The organism is Pseudoalteromonas sp. SA25, assembly GCF_011378705.1.
In the GTDB taxonomy this organism is placed as follows: Bacteria; Pseudomonadota; Gammaproteobacteria; order Enterobacterales; family Alteromonadaceae; genus Pseudoalteromonas; species Pseudoalteromonas arctica.
Genome location: NZ_WTKV01000002.1, coordinates 1 through 21,707, shown reverse-complemented (window position 1 = coordinate 21,707; position 21,707 = coordinate 1). Strand labels below are relative to the sequence as shown.

The 21,707-nt window shown below is 39.7% G+C and carries 16 protein-coding genes; 13 read left to right on the top strand and 3 right to left on the bottom strand.

Translation table 11 applies throughout. The features are described from left to right. Positions 1-123: 123 nt before the first annotated feature. Entirely contained in the window at positions 124-849 is a 726-nt protein-coding gene (locus GQR45_RS01610) for a tetratricopeptide repeat protein (RefSeq protein WP_007582012.1), read from the bottom strand. A 696-nt stretch (positions 850-1,545) separates the two neighbouring features. Here GQR45_RS01610 and GQR45_RS01605 point away from each other — a divergent pair. The 7 genes from GQR45_RS01605 (at position 1,546) to GQR45_RS01575 (ending at position 9,468) form a co-directional block, all read left to right on the top strand. Then, positions 1,546-2,409 carry a DUF6279 family lipoprotein gene (locus tag GQR45_RS01605; RefSeq protein ID WP_165724920.1) on the top strand — a complete coding sequence of 288 codons (864 nt, stop codon included), beginning with the start codon at positions 1,546-1,548 and terminating at the stop codon, positions 2,407-2,409. Between the two features lie 85 nt (positions 2,410-2,494). Further along, complete coding sequence (locus GQR45_RS01600) at positions 2,495-3,523, top strand: XdhC/CoxI family protein (protein WP_165724919.1); 1,029 nt, start codon at positions 2,495-2,497, stop codon at positions 3,521-3,523. Next, positions 3,517-4,110: a nucleotidyltransferase family protein gene (locus GQR45_RS01595; RefSeq protein ID WP_010553929.1), complete on the top strand. Its 594-nt coding sequence runs from the start codon at positions 3,517-3,519 to the stop codon at positions 4,108-4,110. Before GQR45_RS01600 ends, GQR45_RS01595 begins: the two co-directional genes overlap by 7 nt. A 199-nt stretch (positions 4,111-4,309) precedes the next feature. Further along, a complete protein-coding gene (locus tag GQR45_RS01590) occupies positions 4,310-4,798 on the top strand; it encodes a (2Fe-2S)-binding protein (RefSeq protein ID WP_007582016.1) in 489 nt (162 codons plus the stop codon). Positions 4,799-4,810: 12 nt separating this feature from the next. After that, a complete protein-coding gene (locus tag GQR45_RS01585) occupies positions 4,811-7,102 on the top strand; it encodes a molybdopterin cofactor-binding domain-containing protein (protein WP_165724918.1) in 2,292 nt (763 codons plus the stop codon). A gap of 187 nt (positions 7,103-7,289) precedes the next feature. Beyond that, positions 7,290-8,261 carry a GTP 3',8-cyclase MoaA gene (moaA, locus tag GQR45_RS01580; protein ID WP_007582018.1) on the top strand — a complete coding sequence of 324 codons (972 nt, stop codon included), beginning with the start codon at positions 7,290-7,292 and terminating at the stop codon, positions 8,259-8,261. A 169-nt stretch (positions 8,262-8,430) separates the two neighbouring features. Next, the gene (locus GQR45_RS01575) at positions 8,431-9,468 is read left to right on the top strand and encodes a GGDEF domain-containing protein (protein ID WP_165724917.1); all 1,038 of its coding nucleotides are present in this window, start codon (positions 8,431-8,433) and stop codon (positions 9,466-9,468) included. A gap of 10 nt (positions 9,469-9,478) precedes the next feature. Here GQR45_RS01575 and GQR45_RS01570 read toward each other — a convergent pair whose 3' ends face one another. Beyond that, positions 9,479-10,417 carry a LysR substrate-binding domain-containing protein gene (locus GQR45_RS01570; protein WP_007582020.1) on the bottom strand — a complete coding sequence of 313 codons (939 nt, stop codon included), beginning with the start codon at positions 10,415-10,417 and terminating at the stop codon, positions 9,479-9,481. A gap of 119 nt (positions 10,418-10,536) precedes the next feature. Here GQR45_RS01570 and GQR45_RS01565 point away from each other — a divergent pair, with 119 nt between their 5' ends. The 5 genes from GQR45_RS01565 (at position 10,537) to GQR45_RS01545 (ending at position 19,907) form a co-directional block, all read left to right on the top strand. Then, positions 10,537-11,706: an efflux RND transporter periplasmic adaptor subunit gene (locus tag GQR45_RS01565; RefSeq protein WP_165724916.1), complete on the top strand. Its 1,170-nt coding sequence runs from the start codon at positions 10,537-10,539 to the stop codon at positions 11,704-11,706. A 9-nt stretch (positions 11,707-11,715) separates the two neighbouring features. After that, complete coding sequence (locus tag GQR45_RS01560) at positions 11,716-14,868, top strand: multidrug efflux RND transporter permease subunit (protein WP_165724915.1); 3,153 nt, start codon at positions 11,716-11,718, stop codon at positions 14,866-14,868. Continuing rightward, complete coding sequence (locus GQR45_RS01555) at positions 14,861-16,273, top strand: TolC family protein (protein WP_165724914.1); 1,413 nt, start codon at positions 14,861-14,863, stop codon at positions 16,271-16,273. Before GQR45_RS01560 ends, GQR45_RS01555 begins: the two co-directional genes overlap by 8 nt. A gap of 10 nt (positions 16,274-16,283) precedes the next feature. After that, a complete protein-coding gene (locus tag GQR45_RS01550) occupies positions 16,284-17,312 on the top strand; it encodes a zinc-binding dehydrogenase (protein WP_165724913.1) in 1,029 nt (342 codons plus the stop codon). Positions 17,313-17,651: 339 nt separating this feature from the next. Beyond that, complete coding sequence (locus GQR45_RS01545) at positions 17,652-19,907, top strand: acyl-CoA dehydrogenase (protein ID WP_165724912.1); 2,256 nt, start codon at positions 17,652-17,654, stop codon at positions 19,905-19,907. Between the two features lie 191 nt (positions 19,908-20,098). On the opposite strand, the gene GQR45_RS01540 is transcribed toward GQR45_RS01545, so the two are convergent. Further along, positions 20,099-21,061 (bottom strand): integron integrase, encoded by a 963-nt coding sequence (locus tag GQR45_RS01540; protein ID WP_076926105.1) that lies wholly within the window; start codon positions 21,059-21,061, stop codon positions 20,099-20,101. Positions 21,062-21,308: 247 nt separating this feature from the next. On the opposite strand from GQR45_RS01540, the gene GQR45_RS01535 reads away from it, so the two are divergent. Continuing rightward, positions 21,309-21,560: a hypothetical protein gene (locus GQR45_RS01535; RefSeq protein ID WP_165724911.1), complete on the top strand. Its 252-nt coding sequence runs from the start codon at positions 21,309-21,311 to the stop codon at positions 21,558-21,560. Positions 21,561-21,707 lie beyond the last annotated feature (147 nt).

The window sequence follows — 21,707 nt, the reverse complement described above, 5'->3', positions numbered from 1 at the left end:
GTTGAATAGATTTTGAACTTGCTAAATCAAGATATTAAAAAGGCTGAATTACGTTATGTAATTCAGCCTTTTTAAATTAGCTTCAAACTAAGGTCTTAAACTCTTAAACTTTAAAATAAGACTTTAAAATAAGCGACCTTCGCCAGCATAAGTACCCACTTGTATTTTTGCATAAATGGCATCGGCTTTTTCTTTAGCTTCTTCAATTTCTTTTGGTAGCATTTTACGCTCATCAAGTTTGCGGCTATGACTCGCTTGCATATTGCCGTTGTACTCAGCGATAGTATTCCAAATGTATGACTTTTCTAAATCTTTTGGCATACCTAGCCCTTCAAAATACATGAGGGCTAAATTGAATTGTGCTAAAGAGTAATTGTTTGCAGCTGCTTTTTCGTACCAGTTGCGTGCCGCTTCATAATCTCGCGTAACGCCCACGCCATTGGAATACATTACACCTAAATTAAACTGAGCCGCAGGCAGGTTTTTATTGGCTGCTTTTTCAAATAAGGTAACAGCCATTTGGTGATCAAGCTTTACGCCTTTACCTTCGTCGTATAAAACAGCTAACGCAAACATTGAATCCGGGTGGTTCTTTTTAACGCCTTGTTGATAAAGCGCAGCTGCCTTGCGGTAATCGCGTGTTACACCGTATCCACCTTCGTATAATTTAGCTAGTTCGTAAATTCCTGGCGCAAAACCTTTATCGGCAAGGTATTGAAATTCTTTTAGGGCGACTGCAAATTCACCTTCGTTAGCTGCTCTTATGCCATCTTCTAATGTTGCATGAGCGAAAGGGCTGGCAAGTAAAACGCCAGCAAGAACGAGTGCTTTCAAATTAAACTGTGACATATTAATGTCTCCAATTAGTAATAGTTACGATAGGTTTTAGGGCCAGTATATCTTGCCGCGATTAAATAGCGCCTAAATAGAACAAGTTTTAATCCCGACAGGTAAACAGACTTTAGTTAAATGCTAAATTATTAAATTTTTGCACTATTTGCACTATTTGCGCATTTTAAACGTTTAATACTCAATGCATTTAAGTAGAGACTAAATCGGTTATTATAAATAGATGCAAAAAAGGGTGTCTACTGTTATGTTTTACGCCAGCTTTAGCGCAAACGCAAGGCGATACCTTATCAGATCGTGCGTATAAAATGTAAATAATAGCGCGGTGGACTTTTAAGGTAAGTAAACGAGTTTAAGAAGTGTAAGATACAGATTTTATAGAAAATTTAAAGAAATAAAAAAAGCCCGTTAGGGCTTTTTTGAGTCATATTAACCGTCACTAATATGAGCAATGTAGCAAGTAAATGTGATATTTGATGTTATTACTTGGGTCGAGTAAGTAATAACACGAAGCGGCACGCTCTTCTTTTAATGTGTCAGCATCCTTGCTGAATATTCTTCCGTAGGCACTGAGGTCGTTACACTGTGTTTGTGCGAACGATTATCAGTTAGATCTAAATGCAAGTCAATACTTAAATGATAATTATTATCAAATGAGTTTTGAGCTTTGCCACAATCTAAATAATAGAGAAGGTTATGCTTAATAATTTCAAAGCAAAAAAACTAAAACAGATATGCCTTGCTGTAAGTATGTTGTTTTTATGTAGTTGTTCGGCATCTTTTACTTACAATAATTTGAGTTGGCTTTCATCGTTTTGGGTTGACGATTATGTTGATTTAAATAAAAAGCAAAATACACAGCTAAAAAACATAATTACAACAACACAAAATTGGCACCGAACTACCCAGTTACCCGCCTACAGACAAGACATACAAAATATAAAAGTATTGTTTAACCAAACATTGGAGGCTAAACAATTAAAAACACAGGTTGTGCTTGCAAAACAACATTGGCAGAACCTACTTGGATACGCAAAGCTGCCTTTAGCTGAGCTTGGAGCAACCTTATCAAGTGAGCAAAGAGGTGAGCTTTTAGACAATATTCAAATAAAAATTAACGACGAACGCGAAGAGTTTAACGAACAAACCCCGCTTGAGCGAAAAAGTGAGCGTTTGGAAGATCAATTTGAATACTACGAGCAGTGGATAGGCAAGCTTAATAAACAACAAAAAGCGCTGATTAAATCAACTAATGAGCAACATCAAGACTCAGGAGCGCTGTGGTTAGAGTACAAGCAAAACCGTTTGAATGCAGCCAAACAGGTATTTACAAATGCTGAAATTACAAAAAAAGAATTTATAAATCAGTTAAGTACAGTTATTGAAGAGCGCGAACTTTATATGAGCGACGCACTATTGAAAAGCAATGAAGCAAACTTAAATTTATATATAAATTTACTCTACGAATTAAACCTAACTCTAAATGATAAACAACGCCAAAGCGTTAATGATCAATTTGATGAGTTAATTGAGACCTTAAACGATATAATAGAAAACTAAATTGTGCGTGAATTATTAAGTTTTAAATTAGCTGTTTAGGCTGGTTTGTTTTTAAACGCAAAAAATGCTTTTTAAAGGGCAATATATGGTTACAGATTTGAAAAGTATCTTAAACACTTGGTATCTCAATAGGGACAACCAAGAATGGGTTTTAGCTACTTTGTACAAAATTGAAGGCTCTAGCTACAGAAAGCTAGGGGCTATGATGCTTATTTCGAGCCTAGGCGAGCGCTTGGGGATGCTTTCGGGAGGCTGTTTAGAAGCTGACATACAGCGCCACGCTAAACAAGTAATGAGTACTTTAACCAGTAAAACCATTAGTTATGATGCTACCGATGAAGACGATTTAACATTTCAACTTGGCATTGGTTGTGGGGGCATAGTACACATTTTACTGCAGCCCATTCACAAAGCTAATGACTATTTACAGTTAGAGCTCGTATCTAAAGCACTTAATGAGAATAAACCAGGGCGATACCTTCAACAAGTAAGCCCGATTTTGCCAGCCGGCAGTGGTGTATTTACGCAAAATGATGAGTTACATGGTTTATCAATGAACCGCAAAGCGCAATTGGTAGAATTACAAGGCGCTACGTGCTTGCAAACTTCTATTTATCCGCCGCCTCATTTATTAATAGTGGGTGGTGGGGCCGATGCAGTTCCGGTTTATACATTTGCCAAACAACTTGGTTGGAGTGTAACTGTATGGGATACACGCGCGGCTAATGCAAAAAGGCAATATTTTAAAAATGCTGATGCTATTTTGCGCATCACACCGAGTGAGTTAAAAGAATATTGCATAACTCATAAAGTAGATGCTGCTATTTTAATGGCTCACAGCGTTGATCTCGACGCGAATACGTTGGCTCAATTTAAAGATGTTCCTTTTAAATACATAGGGTTATTGGGTCCTAAGCACAGACGTGAACAAGTTTTAGAGCACGCAAATACGCGTGTTTCACAAATAAAGTCTCCTGTTTTTGGGCCTGTCGGTTTAAATTTAGGCGGCGACTCGCCAGAGAGTATTGCGCTATCGCTGATCAGTGAAATACATGCAGTGCTGTGTGACAAAAACGCCCAATCGCTAAGCCATTGGGGGCAAGAGGCGTGCTAATTGCAAAAGTTGTTTTAGCCGCAGGTCAATCATCTCGCTTTAACGGCTGTAAATTAACGGCTGATATCGGGTTTGGCAAAACAATGATTGAGCATGCAGTAAATACACTTCAAGCACTTGATGACACGCCGGTGTATGTAGTTACCGGGGCATGGCATAAAGAAGTATCACAAGCACTGGCAGGTTATAAAAACATAGAGCTCATTGAGAACAAGCAATGGAGCCAAGGTTTAGGTAATTCAATCGCGATAGCTTCTCAAACAGTGTTTAAAAATAAGTCCTTTGATGGGGTTTTATTTATGCTCGCGGATCAGGTTGAGCTAAAAGTAGCGCACTTAAGTGAGCTAGTTACTGGTTTTACACGTAATCCATCGCGCTGGTGCGCAAACTATGGTGAGCGTTTAGGCGTACCCGCTATATTCCCAGCAGTTGATTTATCTCAGCTTACAAGCTTAACTTCAGATAGAGGTGCACAGCAATTACTGCGCTCCAGCAGTGAGGTCGTCAATACAATTAGTTTACATAGTGCGAGTTTAGACATAGATACTCAAAAGCAGCTAAGTAATTTTATAGCTAAAAATGAGTGAAAAAATAGTAGTAGGGCAAAATAAGTTTTAGCTGCGCTAACGCTTTAGTGCAGTGGTTATGGTATTTAGCTGTTAATGTAGCTGATGCGGTAACTATATGTGTTATGGATTAGTAGTTACAACAATCTTAACTGTTATAACCTGCGTTTAAATTAAATAATTTAAACGCAGGTTATAAAGCTTAATCAAGGGGCAAGCTATGGTGACGTTTACAATTAATGGCAAGGTGGTTGAATCACACGCAAGTGAAGATACACCATTGTTATGGGTTATTCGTGATGAAATTGGATTAAAAGGTACGAAGTTTGGTTGCGGTATTGCAATGTGTGGTGCGTGTACGGTGCATTTAGATGGGCAAGCAACTCGCTCATGTGTTTTACCAATTGGCGCAATTGCAGGAAAAAACATTACCACAATTGAAGGGCTTAATAACGAACACCCACTTCAAAAAGCATGGGTTGAAGAGCAAGTACCACAGTGCGGTTACTGTCAGTCGGGGCAAATAATGCAAGCTGCTACATTACTGGCAGCTAATCCAAGTCCTTCAGATGAAGAAATAGTAAGCCATATGAATGGTAACTACTGTCGCTGTATGGCTTATAAACGTATTAAAACTGCTATTCAACGCGCTGCAGATGAGTCACAAAGTGTAGTAAATATATTTGATCCAAATGCACAAGACGCTTAACTGGAGCCGATAATGAAAAAATTATTTCAAAAAAATAGCGAAACCGTTAATTTAAATCGTCGCTCGTTTATGATTGGCACTGCTAGCGCAGGTTTAGTCATGGCGTTTGCCCCTGCGTTATTTTCGGGTTCGCTCAGTGCAAAAGAATCAATTGCGCAACAAGCTTTTTCCCCCACTATTTGGTGGACTATGAGCACCGACGGCGCCGTAGAAGTGAGTATTGCTAAAGCTGAAATGGGTCAACATATTGGTACTGCTCTTGCGCGCATTGTGGCTGATGAGCTTGAATGTGATTGGGATAAAGTATCAATTACCTACGTAGATACCCATGAAAAATGGGGTTTTATGGTAACGGGTGGTTCGTGGTCTGTATTTCAAAGCTTCAAGCCATTATCTCAAGCCGGCGCTGCGGGTCGAATTGCATTAATAGAAGCCGGAGCTAAAATGCTCGGCGTGCCTGCAGACAAATGTCGTGCTGAAAAGGGCTATATTATTGCAGGCGAAAAATCGGTTAGTTACGCTGACATAGTTAAAAAAGGCGAGTTTAATCGTACATTTACCAGCGATGAAGTTGCAAACCTTCCACTAAAACCTGCTAATAAACGTCATTTAACTGGGCTTAAACAAGACTTTAAAGCGCTTGATATACCAGCCAAAACAAATGGCACCGCAGTATATGGGATAGATGTAGAAGTTGAAGGCATGCTGTACGCGCGACCAGTAATACCGCCAACCCGTTATGGCAGCACAGTAACAAACGTTGACGATAGTGCAGCAAAAGCTATTAAAGGTTACAAAGGCTATGAAATTTTAAATGACCCTAGTAACACAGTGCAAGGCTGGGTTGTTGTATTAGCTGATAGTTACCCAAGTGCCATTAAAGCAGTAGATGCTTTAAAGGTGAGTTACAAAAAGGGTGAGTCAGCAAATATATCTGAAGCTGATATTCAAAAAGAAGGTAAGCGATTATGCGAGCAACGCGACTCGGGTACTTTATTTGTTGATCAAGGCGATATAAAGAAAACCCAAGCAGACGCCAGTGAGTCGTTAGAATCAATGTATACCACAGCGACAGCAAGTCATTATCAGCTAGAGCCATTAAATGCGGTTGCAGAATTTAAAGACGGAAATTGGATTATTCATACTGGTAACCAATGGCAGTCACTTACGTTACCTGCGCTTGCTAAAGCACTCGAAATAGAACAAAACAAAGTAATTATTCGTCCTTATTATTTAGGTGGTGGTTTTGGTCGTCGATTATTTGGTGATTGGACTGTACCTGCAGCTCTAACTGCAAAAGCAGTAGGTAAACCAGTAAAACTGGTATTTACACGAGCAGACGATAGTTTATTCGATCAGTCTCGTTCTGCATCTGCTGCAAAAATGACGGCGTCGTTTGATAAAAACGGTACTTTTACTGGTTTAGAGCATGCATTTGCTGCAGGTTGGCCTACTAAAGCAATGGCACCAGGGTTTTTATCACCGGGTGTGGATGGTAAAGGTAAATTTGATGCATTTTCGGCATCGGGCGCTGATCATTGGTACAGCATGAGCAGTCATCGTGCACGTGCTATTAATAACGAAGTTGCACAAAGCACCTTTACTCCTGGTTGGTTACGTTCAGTAGGGCCTGGCTGGATTGCATGGAGCCTTGAGTCGTTTATTGATGAAATTGCCCATAAGCAAGGCAAAGATCCAGTTCAATTTAGAATTGAAATGTTAGACGGTAAAGGCAAGCAAGCGGGTAAAGCACCTGAGAGCGTTGGTGGAGCACTGCGCTTACGTAATGTGCTTAAAACGGTGTCTGATAAAGTAGCTTCTGTTAAATTAGCTAAAGATGAGGGCATTGGTTTTTCTGTAAGCTCAGGGCAAGAACGTACCATGCCAGCATGGCTTGCAACCGCAGCGCATGTTCACGTTAACCGTGATAGTGGTAAAATAACGCTTAAAAAGCTCTATGTTGTTGTAGATGCGGGCTTAATAGTTCACCCTGATGGCGCACTGGCGCAAATTGAAGGGTCGTTACTATGGGGCAGCAGCCTTGCATTGCATGAATCAAATACGTATAAAGATGGACAGGTATCAGCGACTAACTTTAATACTTACTTACCGCTAAGAATGCAAGATGTGCCAGATATTGACATTGAATTTTTACAAAGTGATGAGTTTCCAGTTGGTTTAGGCGAACCTGGCGTTATAGGGGTTGCTCCTGCTATTGGTAATGCTGTGTTTAATGCAGTAGGCGTGCGTTTACGTGACCTACCAATGAAGCCAAGCGAACTTAAAAAAGGCTTAGAAGCGTAAAACAAAAATAACTAAAGGGGGTATGCTTTAAGCTGCCCCTTTTAGTTATTAAATATATTTATGTAATTATTATTTATGTATCAATAAGTAGCGTTGTTTATACCAATTTGCTTAATTAAATGATTAAGTATTATTGCAAATTGGTATTAGGTTGTTATTACTTGTTGATATTAGTTAAGGTTTATTTATGCTAATCGACCCAACAGGGCGAGAGTTTAGTTACTTACGTTTGTCTATTACTGATGTATGTAATTTTAAGTGTGTTTATTGTTTACCAGATGGTTATCAGGGCGGTCATGACCGTGGCTTTCTCACAATTGATGAAATTAGCAACACGCTTAAAGCGTTTGCACACCATGGTATCGAAAAAGTGAGGATCACTGGCGGAGAGCCAACGCTTCGTAAAGACTTTATAGATGTTGTTCGCGCGGCAAAAGATGTCGCGGGCATAAAAAAAATTGCAATGACTACGAATGGTTTTTCTCTTCATAAGAATATTCATGACTGGGTAGATGCAGGCTTAAACGCCATTAATGTAAGTATTGATAGCTTAGATTCACGCATGTTTAACACCATTACTGGGCATGACAAATTTACCTCAGTAATGAAAGGTATTGATACTGCGCTTGAAACGGGTATTGATTCGGTAAAAATAAACAGCGTGCTGATGAAGCAATACAACGCAAAAGAGTTTGATACATTTTTAAATTGGGTTAAACACCGTCCCGTTACCATCCGCTTTATAGAATTGATGCAAACAAACGACAACAAAGCCTTTTTTGATGCTAACCATGTTTCTGGGCAAGTTTTAAAAACTCAGTTATTACAAACGGGTTGGCAGCAAGTTGCGCGTAGTGCATCAGCAGGTCCTGCTCAAGAGTTTGCCCACCCTGATTATCAAGGCAGAATTGGTTTGATCATGCCTTACAGCAACGACTTTTGTAGTACCTGTAATCGATTAAGGGTTACAGCTAAAGGAAATCTGCACTTGTGTCTGTTTTCTGAAGAGGGTATTTCGCTAAGAGAATATATGAACGACAGTTCAAACAGTGAATTAATGGCATTGTTATCTCGTTATATTAAGACCAAAAAACCAACTCACCTTTTACACCAAGGTAATACAGGTATTACTACTAATTTATCCATGTTAGGTGGCTAGTTGTTAAAGCCACTTAGTGATATTAAAGCATCAAACGTGTTTCTGAAATACACTACATTATCCCTAAAATGTAAATAACTGGTTGTATCTACATGGTTTTATATCAACAAAGCTTGTTAAATTGTATTTTCACGTTAAACTTATTTTTTATTTTTATTAAGTGATTAGAATGGATATTGCGGCTCTTAATAGCACTAAATCATTAAGAAAGGACGTCCTGAGAGGGATGTGTCTTTGTTTTGGTTTTTTATCGGTAGGATTTGCGGGATTTAATTTAACTGTAAATAACTTTCCATTGCTTGGCTACATCGAAATCTGTTTTTCTATTTATTGTATATTTACTTATATTTCACTTATACGCCGTCCACTACAGTTTTGGCAATCCCTAATAATGTGTGTACTTATAACGCTAATTGTTATTTTAGGTACATCCTTAGCATCGCCTCGTAATGGTGTGTTTGTATGGTCATTTGCATTACCTATTTTGTACTACCTGTTATTAGGTAAACAATATGGTGTAATTTTTTCTGCAAATTTATTAGTTATCCAAGTGTTTATTTTAGGGAGTAAGTCTACACTTGCCCCCTTTGAAACTTTTAACTTATCCCTTAATTTAATCTGTGCTTATTTTAGTATTTGGGCGATTTCTCATGTTTTTGAAGGAAGCCGCTCGCATTTTTCAAAGCGCCTTAAAAATTTAGCGTTACTTGATCCATTAACGGGTGCAGGTAACCGCCTTTCAATGAACCACTACTTTGAAGTAGAACTAAAAGATAAGTCGCAGTTATATTTGTTTTTACTCGATTTAGACTTTTTTAAACAGGTAAATGATGAGCATGGCCATGGTGTGGGTGACCAAGTACTTGTCGAGGTGGCCACTTTACTAAGAGTTGTCCTTGGTAGAGGGTATGTATTTAGAGTAGGCGGTGAAGAGTTTGCTTTATTTAGCTCTTTTGCAAATGAAGAGGCTGCACTTAATACCGCTGAACAAATAAGAGCACGCTTTGAAAATACCACATTTGACATTGACGGCCTTGCAATTAATGTTACAACCAGTATTGGTGTGGCAAAATTTAAAAGTACTAATTCATTGGAAAGCTTTGTAAACCAAGCAGATAAACAGTTATACAAAGCAAAACAATTTGGCCGTAATAAAGTGTACTGTAAGTTTAAAAAAGAACATGACTATGAAACGGTAGTTGCTTAAGCAGGGTTACTTAATACATTTGCTCAAAATTGGGGATCCCGTTTTCCCAAATCGGTTTATCTTTTCCTAAATGCTCGCGTACAGCATCAAAAAACAACCGGGTCCTCACTGGTAAATCTCGGTGCGGATATACGGCATACATCGCACTAAACTCCATCAGTTTTACATCGGTCAATAAAGGCACTAGCTTACCTTGTATTATTTCATCACCAATAATAAATGCAGGGGCGACAAAGTAAGTTGTGCCCGATAATGTTTTCATTAACAATGACTCGGCATCATTAGCACGAAACACACTTTTTATTTTTTGCTCGCAGCGTTCACCCTTACTATCGTAGTAATCTATGGTTTCTACTCGAATAGAATTACTGGCATAGCTTGCTGCTGGTAATTGCGCTAACTCTTCGATTGTTTTTGGCATACCGTAAGTTTCAATAAACTGTGGTGCAGCTAAAATTAATAATCGGTTACGCGCTATTTTACGTGCAATAAGTGACGAATCTTTAGGCTCACCTACACGAAAAGCCAAATCAAATCCTTCAGAGACTATATCTACTAATCTATCGTCTAAACGCAGTTCAACTTCTACTTGCGGAAAGCGTTTTTGAAAATCATTAAGTACAGGTTGTAAATAACGACGACCAATAAGTGTTGATGAAGTGATTTTTAATACGCCACGCGGTTCTAAATGGTAGTTTTCAGCCATGCGTACGGTTTCGCCAAGCAGCTCTCTAAGCTCAGCGGCTTTTTTGATCATTTCGGCACCCGCCGCTGTGAGCGAAAATGAACGCGTGGTTCGGTTAAGTAACCTAACGCCTAACTCATCCTCTAAACGGCTAATTTGTTTAGATATAACAGAGCGATCTATGTTGCGGATTTCTGCAGCTTTTGCAAAAGAGCCTTGCTCAACCACTTCAAGTAACATTAAAAGTCGACTTGTTGTATCCATTATTACACCTTAACTAATCTATTGATGCCATTTTGGCATTAATGAATTTAAAAATCTATGGTTTTTACACACGGGTTTAATCCGTATTATGCGAGGCTAATCAACAATGGAGCGTCTTCATGAACAAACATCTAATTGCTGCTGCACTTACTGCGGCATCTTTAACACTTGCGGGTTGTGCTGATGAGAGCACAGCTCAATCAGCACCTGCACAGCAACTTCAACCAATTGATGTAGCACAGGTGCTTGTTAAGCCGGTACAAAGCTGGCACACATATACAACTCGTTTAGAGTCTCCACAAGAAGTTGCTTTAATGCCGCGTGTATCGGGAATCATCGATAGCATTGAATTTAAAGAAGGCGATGTGGTTAAAGAAGGTGATGTTTTATTTCAATTAGATGCTCGCCCATTTGCTGCCGTGGTTGCTAGTTTAAAAGCGCAAATCAACAGCGCAGCAGCCGCACTTGAGCAAGCTAAAAGTGAAGATAAACGTGCGGTACGCTTATTAGACCGTAAGGCAATCTCAACTGAGCAAGCACAAGCGCGTACTTCAACACTACGCCAACGCGAAGCACAGCTTTCTGCACTTCAAGCACAACTTACTTCAGCAGAGCTTGATTTAGAGTTTACGTCAGTAGTATCACCAATTGATGGCATTATTTCTCGCGCAAATATTACTAAAGGTAATAACATACTTGCGGGTCAAAGCGTATTAACGTCAATTGTTTCAAACCAAGCTATGTACGCTTATTTTGATGTTGATGAACGCACATGGAATAGCTCTTTTAATGATGTTACTGCTGCGAGCCATCAAACTGTTGTAATGCAAAAAGTGGGTCAAAGCGATTTTGCATACAAAGGCTACATTAACTTTATTGATAACCAAATTAATTCATCAACGGGCACATTACGTGTACGTGCAGTATTTAATGAAGACAGCAACCAATTACGCGCAGGCTCGTTTGCACGTATTAAGCTTGCAGCCAACTCTATTAGCGACGCGATTATTATCCCAGAACGTGCAATTGGTACCGACTTAAAAAATCGTTTTGTATTAACGGTTGGCGAAAACAACGTACTTGAATACAAACTTATCACTACTGGTGAGCGTTACGGTGCATTACGTGCGGTTACATCGGGCCTTAACGAAGGTGATGTTATTGCTGTAAATGGCCCAGCCCGCGTAGGCCCTGGTATGCCAATCTCTCCGCAAACAGTAACAATTGATACAAGTGGTGTGGCATTTACATTGTTAAATGACAACGCACAACTTGTGGCTAAGCAATAAGGTTTATTGATGAAATTCTCGCATTTCTTTATACAGCGTCCAATATTTGCGGCCATGCTGTCATTGGTTATTTTAATTGCTGGTGGTATATCACTATTCCAATTACCAGTAAGTGAATACCCAGAAGTAGTTCCTCCAACAGTTGTTGTTACCGCTAACTACCCAGGTGCTAACCCTACCGTTATTGCGCAAACAGTGGCAACACCGCTGGAGCAAGAAATTAACGGTACTGAAAACATGCTATATATGTTTTCGCAAGGTACCAGTGATGGCCGCATGACACTAACGGTAACCTTTGCTTTAGGTACCGATTTAGATCGTGCTCAAGTACAAGTACAAAACCGTGTAAACAGTGCGCTTCCGCGTTTGCCAGAAGAAGTACAACGTTTAGGTGTTGTGGCTGAAAAGTCATCACCAGATTTAACCATGGTAGTGCATTTATACTCACCTGAAAAAACGCACGACACAGCTTACTTATCTAACTATGCTGATTTAAATATTAAAGATGAAATTGCCCGCTTGCCAGGCGTAGGTGATATTCGCATGTTTGGTGCTGGCAAGTACTCAATGCGAGTATGGCTAAACCCAGATGCACTTGCTGCACGCGAATTAACAGCAACAGATGTAGTAACAGCACTTCGCTCGCAAAACCAGCAAGTTGCTGCAGGTAGCTTAGGTGCGCAACCAATTTCAAACGACAGTCAATTTCAAATATTGTTAAACGTTAAAGGTCGTTTAAACAGTATTGAAGAATTTGAACAAGTTATTATTAAAGTAGGCGACGAAGGTCAGTTAACGCGTTTATCTGATATAGCCCGTGTTGATTTAGGCCAAGACACTTACGCACTGCGTGCAGAGCTTGATAATCAACCGGCACTTGCAATGCCAATATTCCAACGCCCAGGTTCAAACGCTATTGAGCTTTCTGATCAAGTACGCGAAACAATGGCGCGCTTATCTAAAGATTTCCCTACTGGTGTTGAATACGACATTGTGTACGATCCTACAGTATTTGTTCGCGGCTCAATTGACGCGGTAATTGCAACGTTGCTTGAAGCAATTGTGCTGGTAGTTATTGTTGTTATTGTATTTTTACAAACGTGGCGTGCATCAATTATTCCGCTAATTGCTGTGCCTATTTCACTCATTGGTACGTTTGCCGTAATGCAGTGGTTAGGTGTCTCAATTAATACCTTGTCGTTGTTTGGCTTAGTATTGGCCATAGGTATTGTTGTAGATGATGCGATTGTAGTTGTTGAAAACGTAGAGCGTAATATTGAAAAAGGCTTATCGCCACTTGAAGCAACCCGCGTTGCAATGAGCGAAGTAACAGGCCCTATTATTGCAATTGCGCTAGTACTAAGTGCTGTATTTATTCCTACTGCGTTTATTACCGGTTTATCAGGTCAATTTTATAAGCAATTTGCACTTACAATTACAATTTCGACTATTATCTCAGCGTTTAACTCACTAACGTTATCGCCTGCGCTTGCTGCATTGTTATTAAAATCACATGATGCAAAACCAGATGCGTTCACGCGTTTACTTAATAAATTGTTTGGTCGTTGGTTGTTTAAACCATTTAACCGCGTATTTAATCGTGGTGCTAAAGGTTACGAAAAACTGGTACAAAAACTAATTCGTATGACCGTTGTTGTAATGGTGGCTTACATCGCACTTGTTGGCGGCACAATTAAGTTATTTGATACCGTACCAGGTGGCTTTATTCCACAGCAAGATAAACAGTATTTAGTGGCTATTGCGCAGTTACCTGACGCATCAAGCCTTGATCGTACTGAAGATGTACTTGCTCAAATGCAGCAAATTGCACTAGAAGTACCAGGCGTTGCACATACTGTTGCTTTTCCTGGCTTATCAGTGAACGGTTTTACGAATAGCCCTAACAGCGGCATTGTATTTACACCACTTGAGAGCTTTGACAAACGTACTGACCCAAGCCAATCAGCGATGGCGATAGCGGCAGAGTTGAATAAACGTTTTGCCGCCATTGATGAGGCATTTGTAGCGGTATTTCCACCGCCGCCAATTCAAGGTTTAGGCACAACAGGTGGTTTTAAACTGCAAATAGAGGATAGAGCTAATAAAGGATTTGAAGCACTATTTAATAGTCTGCAGGCCGTAATTACTAAAGCGCAACAAGATCCAGCATTAATGGGCCTGTACTCAAGTTTCCGTATCCAAGTTCCACAAATGGATATTGATATTGACCGTGAGCAAGCGCTTATTCAAGGTATTCCACTTGATGAAGTATTTAATGCACTGCAAATTTACTTAGGTTCTGTGTACGTAAATGACTTTAATATGTTTGGCCGTACGTACCAAGTAAATGCACAGGCCGATGCTGACTATCGCTTAGACCCTGATCAAATACTTAATTTAAAAGTACGTAACCGCTCAGGTAATATGGTGCCACTAGGCTCTGTATTAACGGTAACTCCAACAATTGGTCCTGACCGTGTTATGCATTACAACGGTTACCCAAGTGCAGAACTAAATGGCAGCCCAGCGCCAGGTTATAGCTCTGATCAAGCACAAGTTGCTATTGAAAAAGTACTCGCAGACACACTACCAACAGGTATTGAATATGAGTGGACTGAAGTAACGTACCAACAAGTACTTGCCGGTAACACCATGGTTTATGTATTCCCGTTAGTTGTATTACTTGTATTTATGGTACTTGCAGCGCAGTACGAGAGCTTACGTTTACCACTGGCAATTATATTAATTGTACCAATGACTATTTTCTCAGCCTTGTTAGGTGTGTGGTTTGTTGGCTCTGACAACAACATATTCACCCAAATAGCGTTAATAGTTCTGGTCGCGTTGGCCTCTAAAAATGCAATATTGATGGTTGAATTTGCAAAAGATAGACACGACTCAGGCTTATCGCACTTAGAGGCAATACTTGAGGCATGTCGTATGCGCTTGCGCCCAATATTAATGACCTCAATTGCATTTACAGCAGGTGTTGTACCGTTAGTACTTGCCACCGGTGCAGGCGCCGAAATGCGACACGCAATGGGTAACGCAGTATTCTCAGGGATGATAGGTGTAACTGTGTTTGGCCTATTGTTTACGCCGGTATTTTATATGTTAGTGACTAACAAAAAAGAGAAAGCGCAGGAGAATACTCATGACTAAATTAATGCAAAAAAGACTTAAAACAAGTCTTACTGCCAGTGCAGTATTAGTCGCTGTGTTTTTAGCCGGGTGTGCGAGTAAAATTGACACCATGAGTGAGCAAAAAGCCGTTAACGAATTTGTTGCTAAAGCTAATATTGCTAGTAACGTTAGCGTTGCTGATGAAACAAACTGGTGGAAAAAGCTTAATTCTGATCAACTAAATGAGCTTGTTACTGGTGCGCTTGCAAATAACTATAATTTGCAAACAAGCCAGCTAACACTTAAAAGTGCATTAGCGCGACTAGGAGAGCAAAAAGCCCAGTACCTTCCGCAAGGTGGCGTAAATGTTGGCGCAGCTCGAAGCGATGCACCAAGCGTGTTTGACCGCCAATCAAGTGCAAACGTTGCTCTTGATTGGCAGCTAGATTTATTTGGTCGCATAACAGCGTTGGTTGATGCTGCAAATGCATCAGCCATGAGCCAAGCAGAGCAAGTACGCTTATTACAAATTGAAGTAGTTTCGTCAGTTGTTAAAGGCTTTGTAAGTTATCAAGGGAATGTTGAAAAACAACACATTGTTACGCTTCAAATTGAAGCGCTTGAACAAAGTATTGACGTTCTTCAAGCCCGTGTTGACGAAGGCGTCGCAAACGAACTTGATTTAAACCGTACGATGGCGCAGCTTAGGCAGCAACAAGCATTAATGCCTGCTATTGAGTATGCAAAATACAGCGATTTATCTGCTCTTGCAGTACTAAGCGGTAAGCTAGCGCAAAATATTGCTATTGAAAACGAGCAAGGCGTGCTTGAACGTGACTTTAGCGTAGCACTAAAAAACGCTAATAATGCCATTGCCTTACGTCCAGATATTAGCCGTGCACTGTTTGACTTTAGCCAAGCAAATAGTTTAAGTGTTGCAGCTAGCAAAGCGTTATTACCAGATATTAGCTTATCTGCATTTGCAGGGGTTGTGAGTATAGACAGCACAGGCTTAAAAAATACCGACCAACAGTGGCAAGTAGCGCCGCAGTTACAATGGTCGTTATTAAGCTACCCAGCATTATTAGCACAGCGCGACGCGCAGCAGTTTTTAAGTGAAGCCGCTTACAGCGATTATCAACAAGTGGTATTAACTGCACTAAGTGAAAGTGAACTTTCACTGCAATTGTTGGTCAATCAAGCACAGCAAAAACGCTTTGCCGATGAGCGCTATGACTTTGCTAATAAAGCATTTTTACAAGCACAAGCAATGTACGAAGAAGGTCAAATTCCTTACCTTGAGTTGTTAGATGCGCGCCAGGATGTTTTAATAGCACAAGAAAATGCTGTTGAAACAACAATTTCTTCACTGCTTGCCAAAGTAAATGCTTACCAGTCATTTAATGGCCAATGGAGTTATGCGTTAAACGACACTAATAAGTAGAGTTATATTGATGCCAAATACTGAAAATTTACATGAATACATTATCCCGCAAACGATGCGCGCTATTGTACTGCCAGAACCAAATGAAGCAATTGACTTAGCGGATGCTGAGCTGCCTGTTCCTATTTGTGCAGATAACGAGCTGCTTGTAAAAGTAGAGTACGTTGGTTTAAATCCAGTTGATGGTCAATTTGCTAAAACAGGCTTTTGTAAATGGCAGTATCCACACATTTTAGGCTTAGATGCCGTAGGTGTTGTGGTTAAAGCTAATAAAGGTGTGTTTCCAAATGTTGGCCAGCGCGTTATGTGGCATGCCAACATTGGTGAGCAAGGTGCTTTGAGCGAATACACCAAGGTACCTAACTTTGCAGTGTCGGTTGTGCCAAGCGGTTTAAATCCGGCCATTGCAGCAACACTTCCATGCGCCGGTATGGCAGCACTTATTAGCTTAGATAAAATAGGCATTAGTGAAGGCGATACTATTTTTATTGAAGGCGGAGCCGGAGCGGTAGGGCAGTTTGCTATTCAATATGCAAAACAGCGCGGTGCAGATGTATTTACCACGGCATCAAAGCGTAACCATAAATTGGTTAAGCAGCTAGGCGCTGATGTGGTTTTTGACTATGGCGATAAAAAGCTATGCGAAAAAATCCGCAGAGAACTTGGCCCACAAGGCTTTGATGCGGTTATTGATACGATAGGTGGTGAGTGTACTCAGCGTAATATTGAGTTAATGCGTTTTTGCGGACGTATTGCCTGCTTAAATCCGCTACCTTGTTTTGATCAAGACTTAATGTATCACCGAGCGCCCAATATTAGTGTTGTATCGATTGGTGGTGCATGGCTTGCTAATAGTTTATGTGCACAACAACGTTTGAGTTTTATGGGCAACTTGTTACTTGAAGGAGCTGTTAGTGGCGACATTAAACACCCAGAAATAACGCCCATAGATTTTAGTGCTGAGTCAGTATCGCAAGCGCTTAATAAACAACTTGCGGGTGGTTTTACCGGCAAGCAAGTTGTTAAAGTTACTAAGTGAAGCGCTTATACAATTCGATTTAAATTTAGGTAGTTTTAGCTAGATTAACTGATAATGTAGCCTCTACAAATTGAATAAAAACGTAGCCTATTTGTGCTGCGTTTTTTTATGCCCATAAAAAAATAGATACAGCGCTAGAGCTTTTGCTGTTTTATTCATCATTTTAATCAAAATACTTTTTTTCAGCGTACAACTGTAAGCCTTTGTGTTTCAACAGTTTACGTTCAGGTAAAGAAAATAAATTGAAAAAACTGTTAATTAATTGAATAGAGCAATTGATCTAAACGATTTTTTATGACGTAATGTAGGTATTATTTAGCTGGTCGGATGAGTTCAATCATGAGTTTACGTACAAAACTAAAAAAAGTATTACCAAGTATTTCTATCACAGAACAAGAAGCGCTAGACGCGGGTGATGTATGGCTTGAAGGTTCTATCTACCAAGGTAAACCTGATTTCAGTGCACTTCGCGACGTACCTGCTGCTACATTAAGCGCAGACGAGCAAGCATTCTTAGACGGTCCAGTAAAAGAGTTATTGGGCATGATTGACGATTCAGTGATTCAAAACGGCATTCATTTACCAAATGACATCTTAGAATTCTTGAAAAAAGAGCGTTTTTTCTCGCTTATCATTCCTAAGTCGTTTGGTGGTTTAGAGTTTAGCCCTTATGCAAATTCTACTATTGTTGGCACAATTGCGACTAAAAGCTCAGCAGTTGCGGTAACCGTAATGGTTCCTAACTCGTTAGGCCCGGGTGAGCTATTACTTCACTTTGGTACGCAAGAACAACAAGCACATTACCTACCACGCCTAGCAAATGGTACAGATATTCCATGTTTTGCATTAACAAGCCCAGAAGCGGGTTCTGATGCCGGTGGCATTCCAGACATTGGTACAGTTACTAAAGGCATGTATAAAGGCGAAGAAGTACTTGGCCTTGAGATCACATGGGACAAGCGCTACATAACGCTTGCACCTATTGCTACTGTACTTGGTTTAGCCTTTAAAGTAATGGACCCTAATGGTTTATTAGGTGGTAAAGAAAGCTTAGGTATTACCTGTGCACTAATTCCAAAAGAGCACCCAGGTGTAGAGCTTGGTAATCGTCACGACCCAATGGGTATTCGTTTTTACAACGGTACTACACGTGGTAACAAAGTATTTGTACCAATGGACTTTGTTATTGGCGGGCAAAAAAATATCGGCCGTGGTTGGCAAATGCTGGTTAGCTGTTTAGGTGCTGGCCGTGGTATTTCATTACCTGCGCTAGGTGTTAGTACAGCACAAGTTGCATTTAAATCAGCATCTGAATACGCAGCAGTGCGTGAACAGTTTGGTTTAGCCATTGGCCAGTTTGAAGGTATTCAAGAAAAACTAGCTGACATTGCAGGTAAAACATACCTACAAGAAGCAATGCGCGTACTTACAACTGAAGGCTTAGGCATGGGCTTAAAACCATCAGTAGTAACCGCAATCGCTAAATACCACATGACAGAGCTTGGTCGCGACGTGCTTGATTCAGCAATGGATATTCAAGCGGGTAAAGCGATTCAAAACGGTCCACAAAATACCTTAGCAAGTGGTTATGTTGCTCAGCCGATTGCCATTACGGTAGAAGGCGCGAACATTCTTACACGTAACCTAATGATATTTGGTCAAGGTGTTATGCGTTGTCACCCATATTTACAATCTATGGTTGAGTCAATTCACAGCGAAGACAAAGGCGCAGATAAAGAATTTAACGGCATTTTACGTAAAACAATTGGTTACAGCACAGCAAACAGCTTCCGTGCTTTTCGCCTTGGTGTTTTACCATTTACAGCAAGTGCTAATTCTGATTTACCAGAAGTACGCGACTACGAAAAAGCAGTACATAAGTTATCTGCAAAACTTGCAGTGTACGCAGACTTTTCGTTACTTGTACTTGGCGGTAAGTTAAAACAAGCAGAAATGCTATCGGCACGTTTAGGTGATGTAATGAGCTTCTTATATGCAGCTATGGCATCAATTAAATATTACGAGCAAAAAGTATCAAGTAGTGACCGTGAGCAAGCAGCGCCGTATTTCCATTACGCGACTCGTTTTGCACTACAAAGTGCTGAAGAAGCATTGCATAAGTTTTTAGATAACTTCCCTGCAAGTGGTACTCGTAAGTTTATTCGTTTCATTACAATGAACTACTCAACTAAAATGCCAAAAATTAGCGATGACTTAATCCGCGAATTAGCTAAGCAAGCTCAGCTAGATACCGCATTTAAAGCGCAAATCACGCATTTAGTTAAACCAGTAGTGGGCGATGGCCATCATATTAATGAGCAAGCTTACAAAGCTAAAATGGCATCACTTGGCGAACTGGCTAAAGTTAAAAAAGCATTACGTGCTAAAGTAATTAAACCAGGTATACGCTTTAACATCACGCTTGATAACGCACTAGCGGCAAACGTAATCACGCAAGCTGAACACGTTCAGTTAATTGATTACAACATCAAACGTGAAAAAGCGATTCGTGTAGATGAGTTCGATTTTGATATGAACCTACTGGACGATAACGCACAGCCGATTAACCCACTTAAAAGCGTAGTTAATCAGTAAGTTAAAGTAATTAAATTCAATAATGCAAAGCGCCCGCAGTATCGGCGCTTTTATTTTTGATTAAAAAATTAGTGTGGAGCCCCGTTTGTGTAAAAACAAGCGGGGTTTTTTTATGTTTTTTAAAAGTAGAAATAGATGGCGGTATTGATCTTAAAGCGAATATGTATGCGTAGAGGATTAAAAAGAGACGCTTATAATCTTGAAAAAGGGCTAATAACACCATTAGCACCTTGTTGTAGTACATGGGTATATATTTGTGTAGTACGCACATCGCTGTGACCTAGCTGTGTTTGTACTGTGCGGATATCAGCGCCGCTTTGCAGTAAGTGCGTAGCAAATGAATGACGCAAAGTATGTGGCGTAACGTGTTTATTAATATGTGCATCAAAAGCGGCTTTTTTAACAGCGCGTTGTAATTGTTTTTCATCGATATGATGACGTCTTAATTGCTTACTCTCAGGATCAATGCTTAATTTATGTGATGAAAATAAATATTGCCAGCCCAGCTGTCTATTGTGGTTTGGATATTTTTTACGTAATAAATGAGGCATGTAAGCGCCGCTATACAAGGGGTTTTTCAAATCTAATTGCAGGTAACTATCAACTAATTGTATTTGAGAACGTAATTGCGGTGTGAGCTCTACTGCAAGCGTTACAACACGATTTTTGCCTCCTTTGCCATCCCAAATTCGAATGCAGTTATAGTCAAAGTCAATATCGTGTATCCGTAAACGCAGTACCTCCATTAAGCGCATACCGCTACCATAAAGTAATCCACAGGGTAAATAATGCTTTGCAGAGCACACTTTAAAAAAATTATTTATTTCTTGCTGCGTTAAAACTACCGGTAGTTTAGTTGCTCGTTTGCTCTTAATAAAACCTAATGATAATGAAAGTGGTTTTTTAATCACTTCTTTAAATAAAAAGCTCAATGCATTTAAGGCTTGTGCTTGAGTGTTAGGAGCAACATTTTGTTGGTTGACAAGGTGGTTTAAAAAAAGTTCGACCTCATTGTCTCCCATCGTTGTTGGGTGCCTCATAGAGTTAAATCGAATAAACGAAGCTATCCAGTATAAATACGCTTTAACGGTACTTTTAGCATAACGCTTTAGATACATTTGTTCGGCTATCATAGTTAAAAAAGGTGATTTCATGATATGAATCTCTAGCAAAAGTTAACTGTATATATAGACAGTGCTTGTTGTTTTGTCCAATATTACTGATCTCCACCATTTCGGTGCATTTTCGCACTGATTAAAAATAATTTTCAGTTAACTAATTGTTTACAGGTGTTTATTTGATGGTTAAGATAAATGCACTGTAATATATGGACATTTGTCGGTTTATAAAACGACAAATGTCGTAGACAAAGTTGTTAGCTATCTACGTAAAGGAAATACAATGTCAGAGAAAATTTCTATTATTTATAAAACATCAATTATATTTTTATTATTAACTTCGATCATTATGCTATATAAAGGTATAACTGTAGCAAACCTTACTTCTGGAACAGTATACGGCGGTGAGTTTTCTATGCTTATAACGTTAAGCAATCAATTTTCATACTTTATGGTTTGGCTTGCATCCTTAGCATTCTATTTAGTGGCAAATAATATTTATAAAGCTAGCTTTTGCATCGAAGATAATAGCTAACAAGGCACTTAAACGGAATTAAAACAGTGGGTTAGATTTCGCTTCGCTACACATTATAACCCACTATTTTAGTCCGCTTAGTGCGGCGTTGAGGCTGTAGAATTACTCTTTTTAGGAACGTATCCAACTATTCTTGGTTGGTTGCTT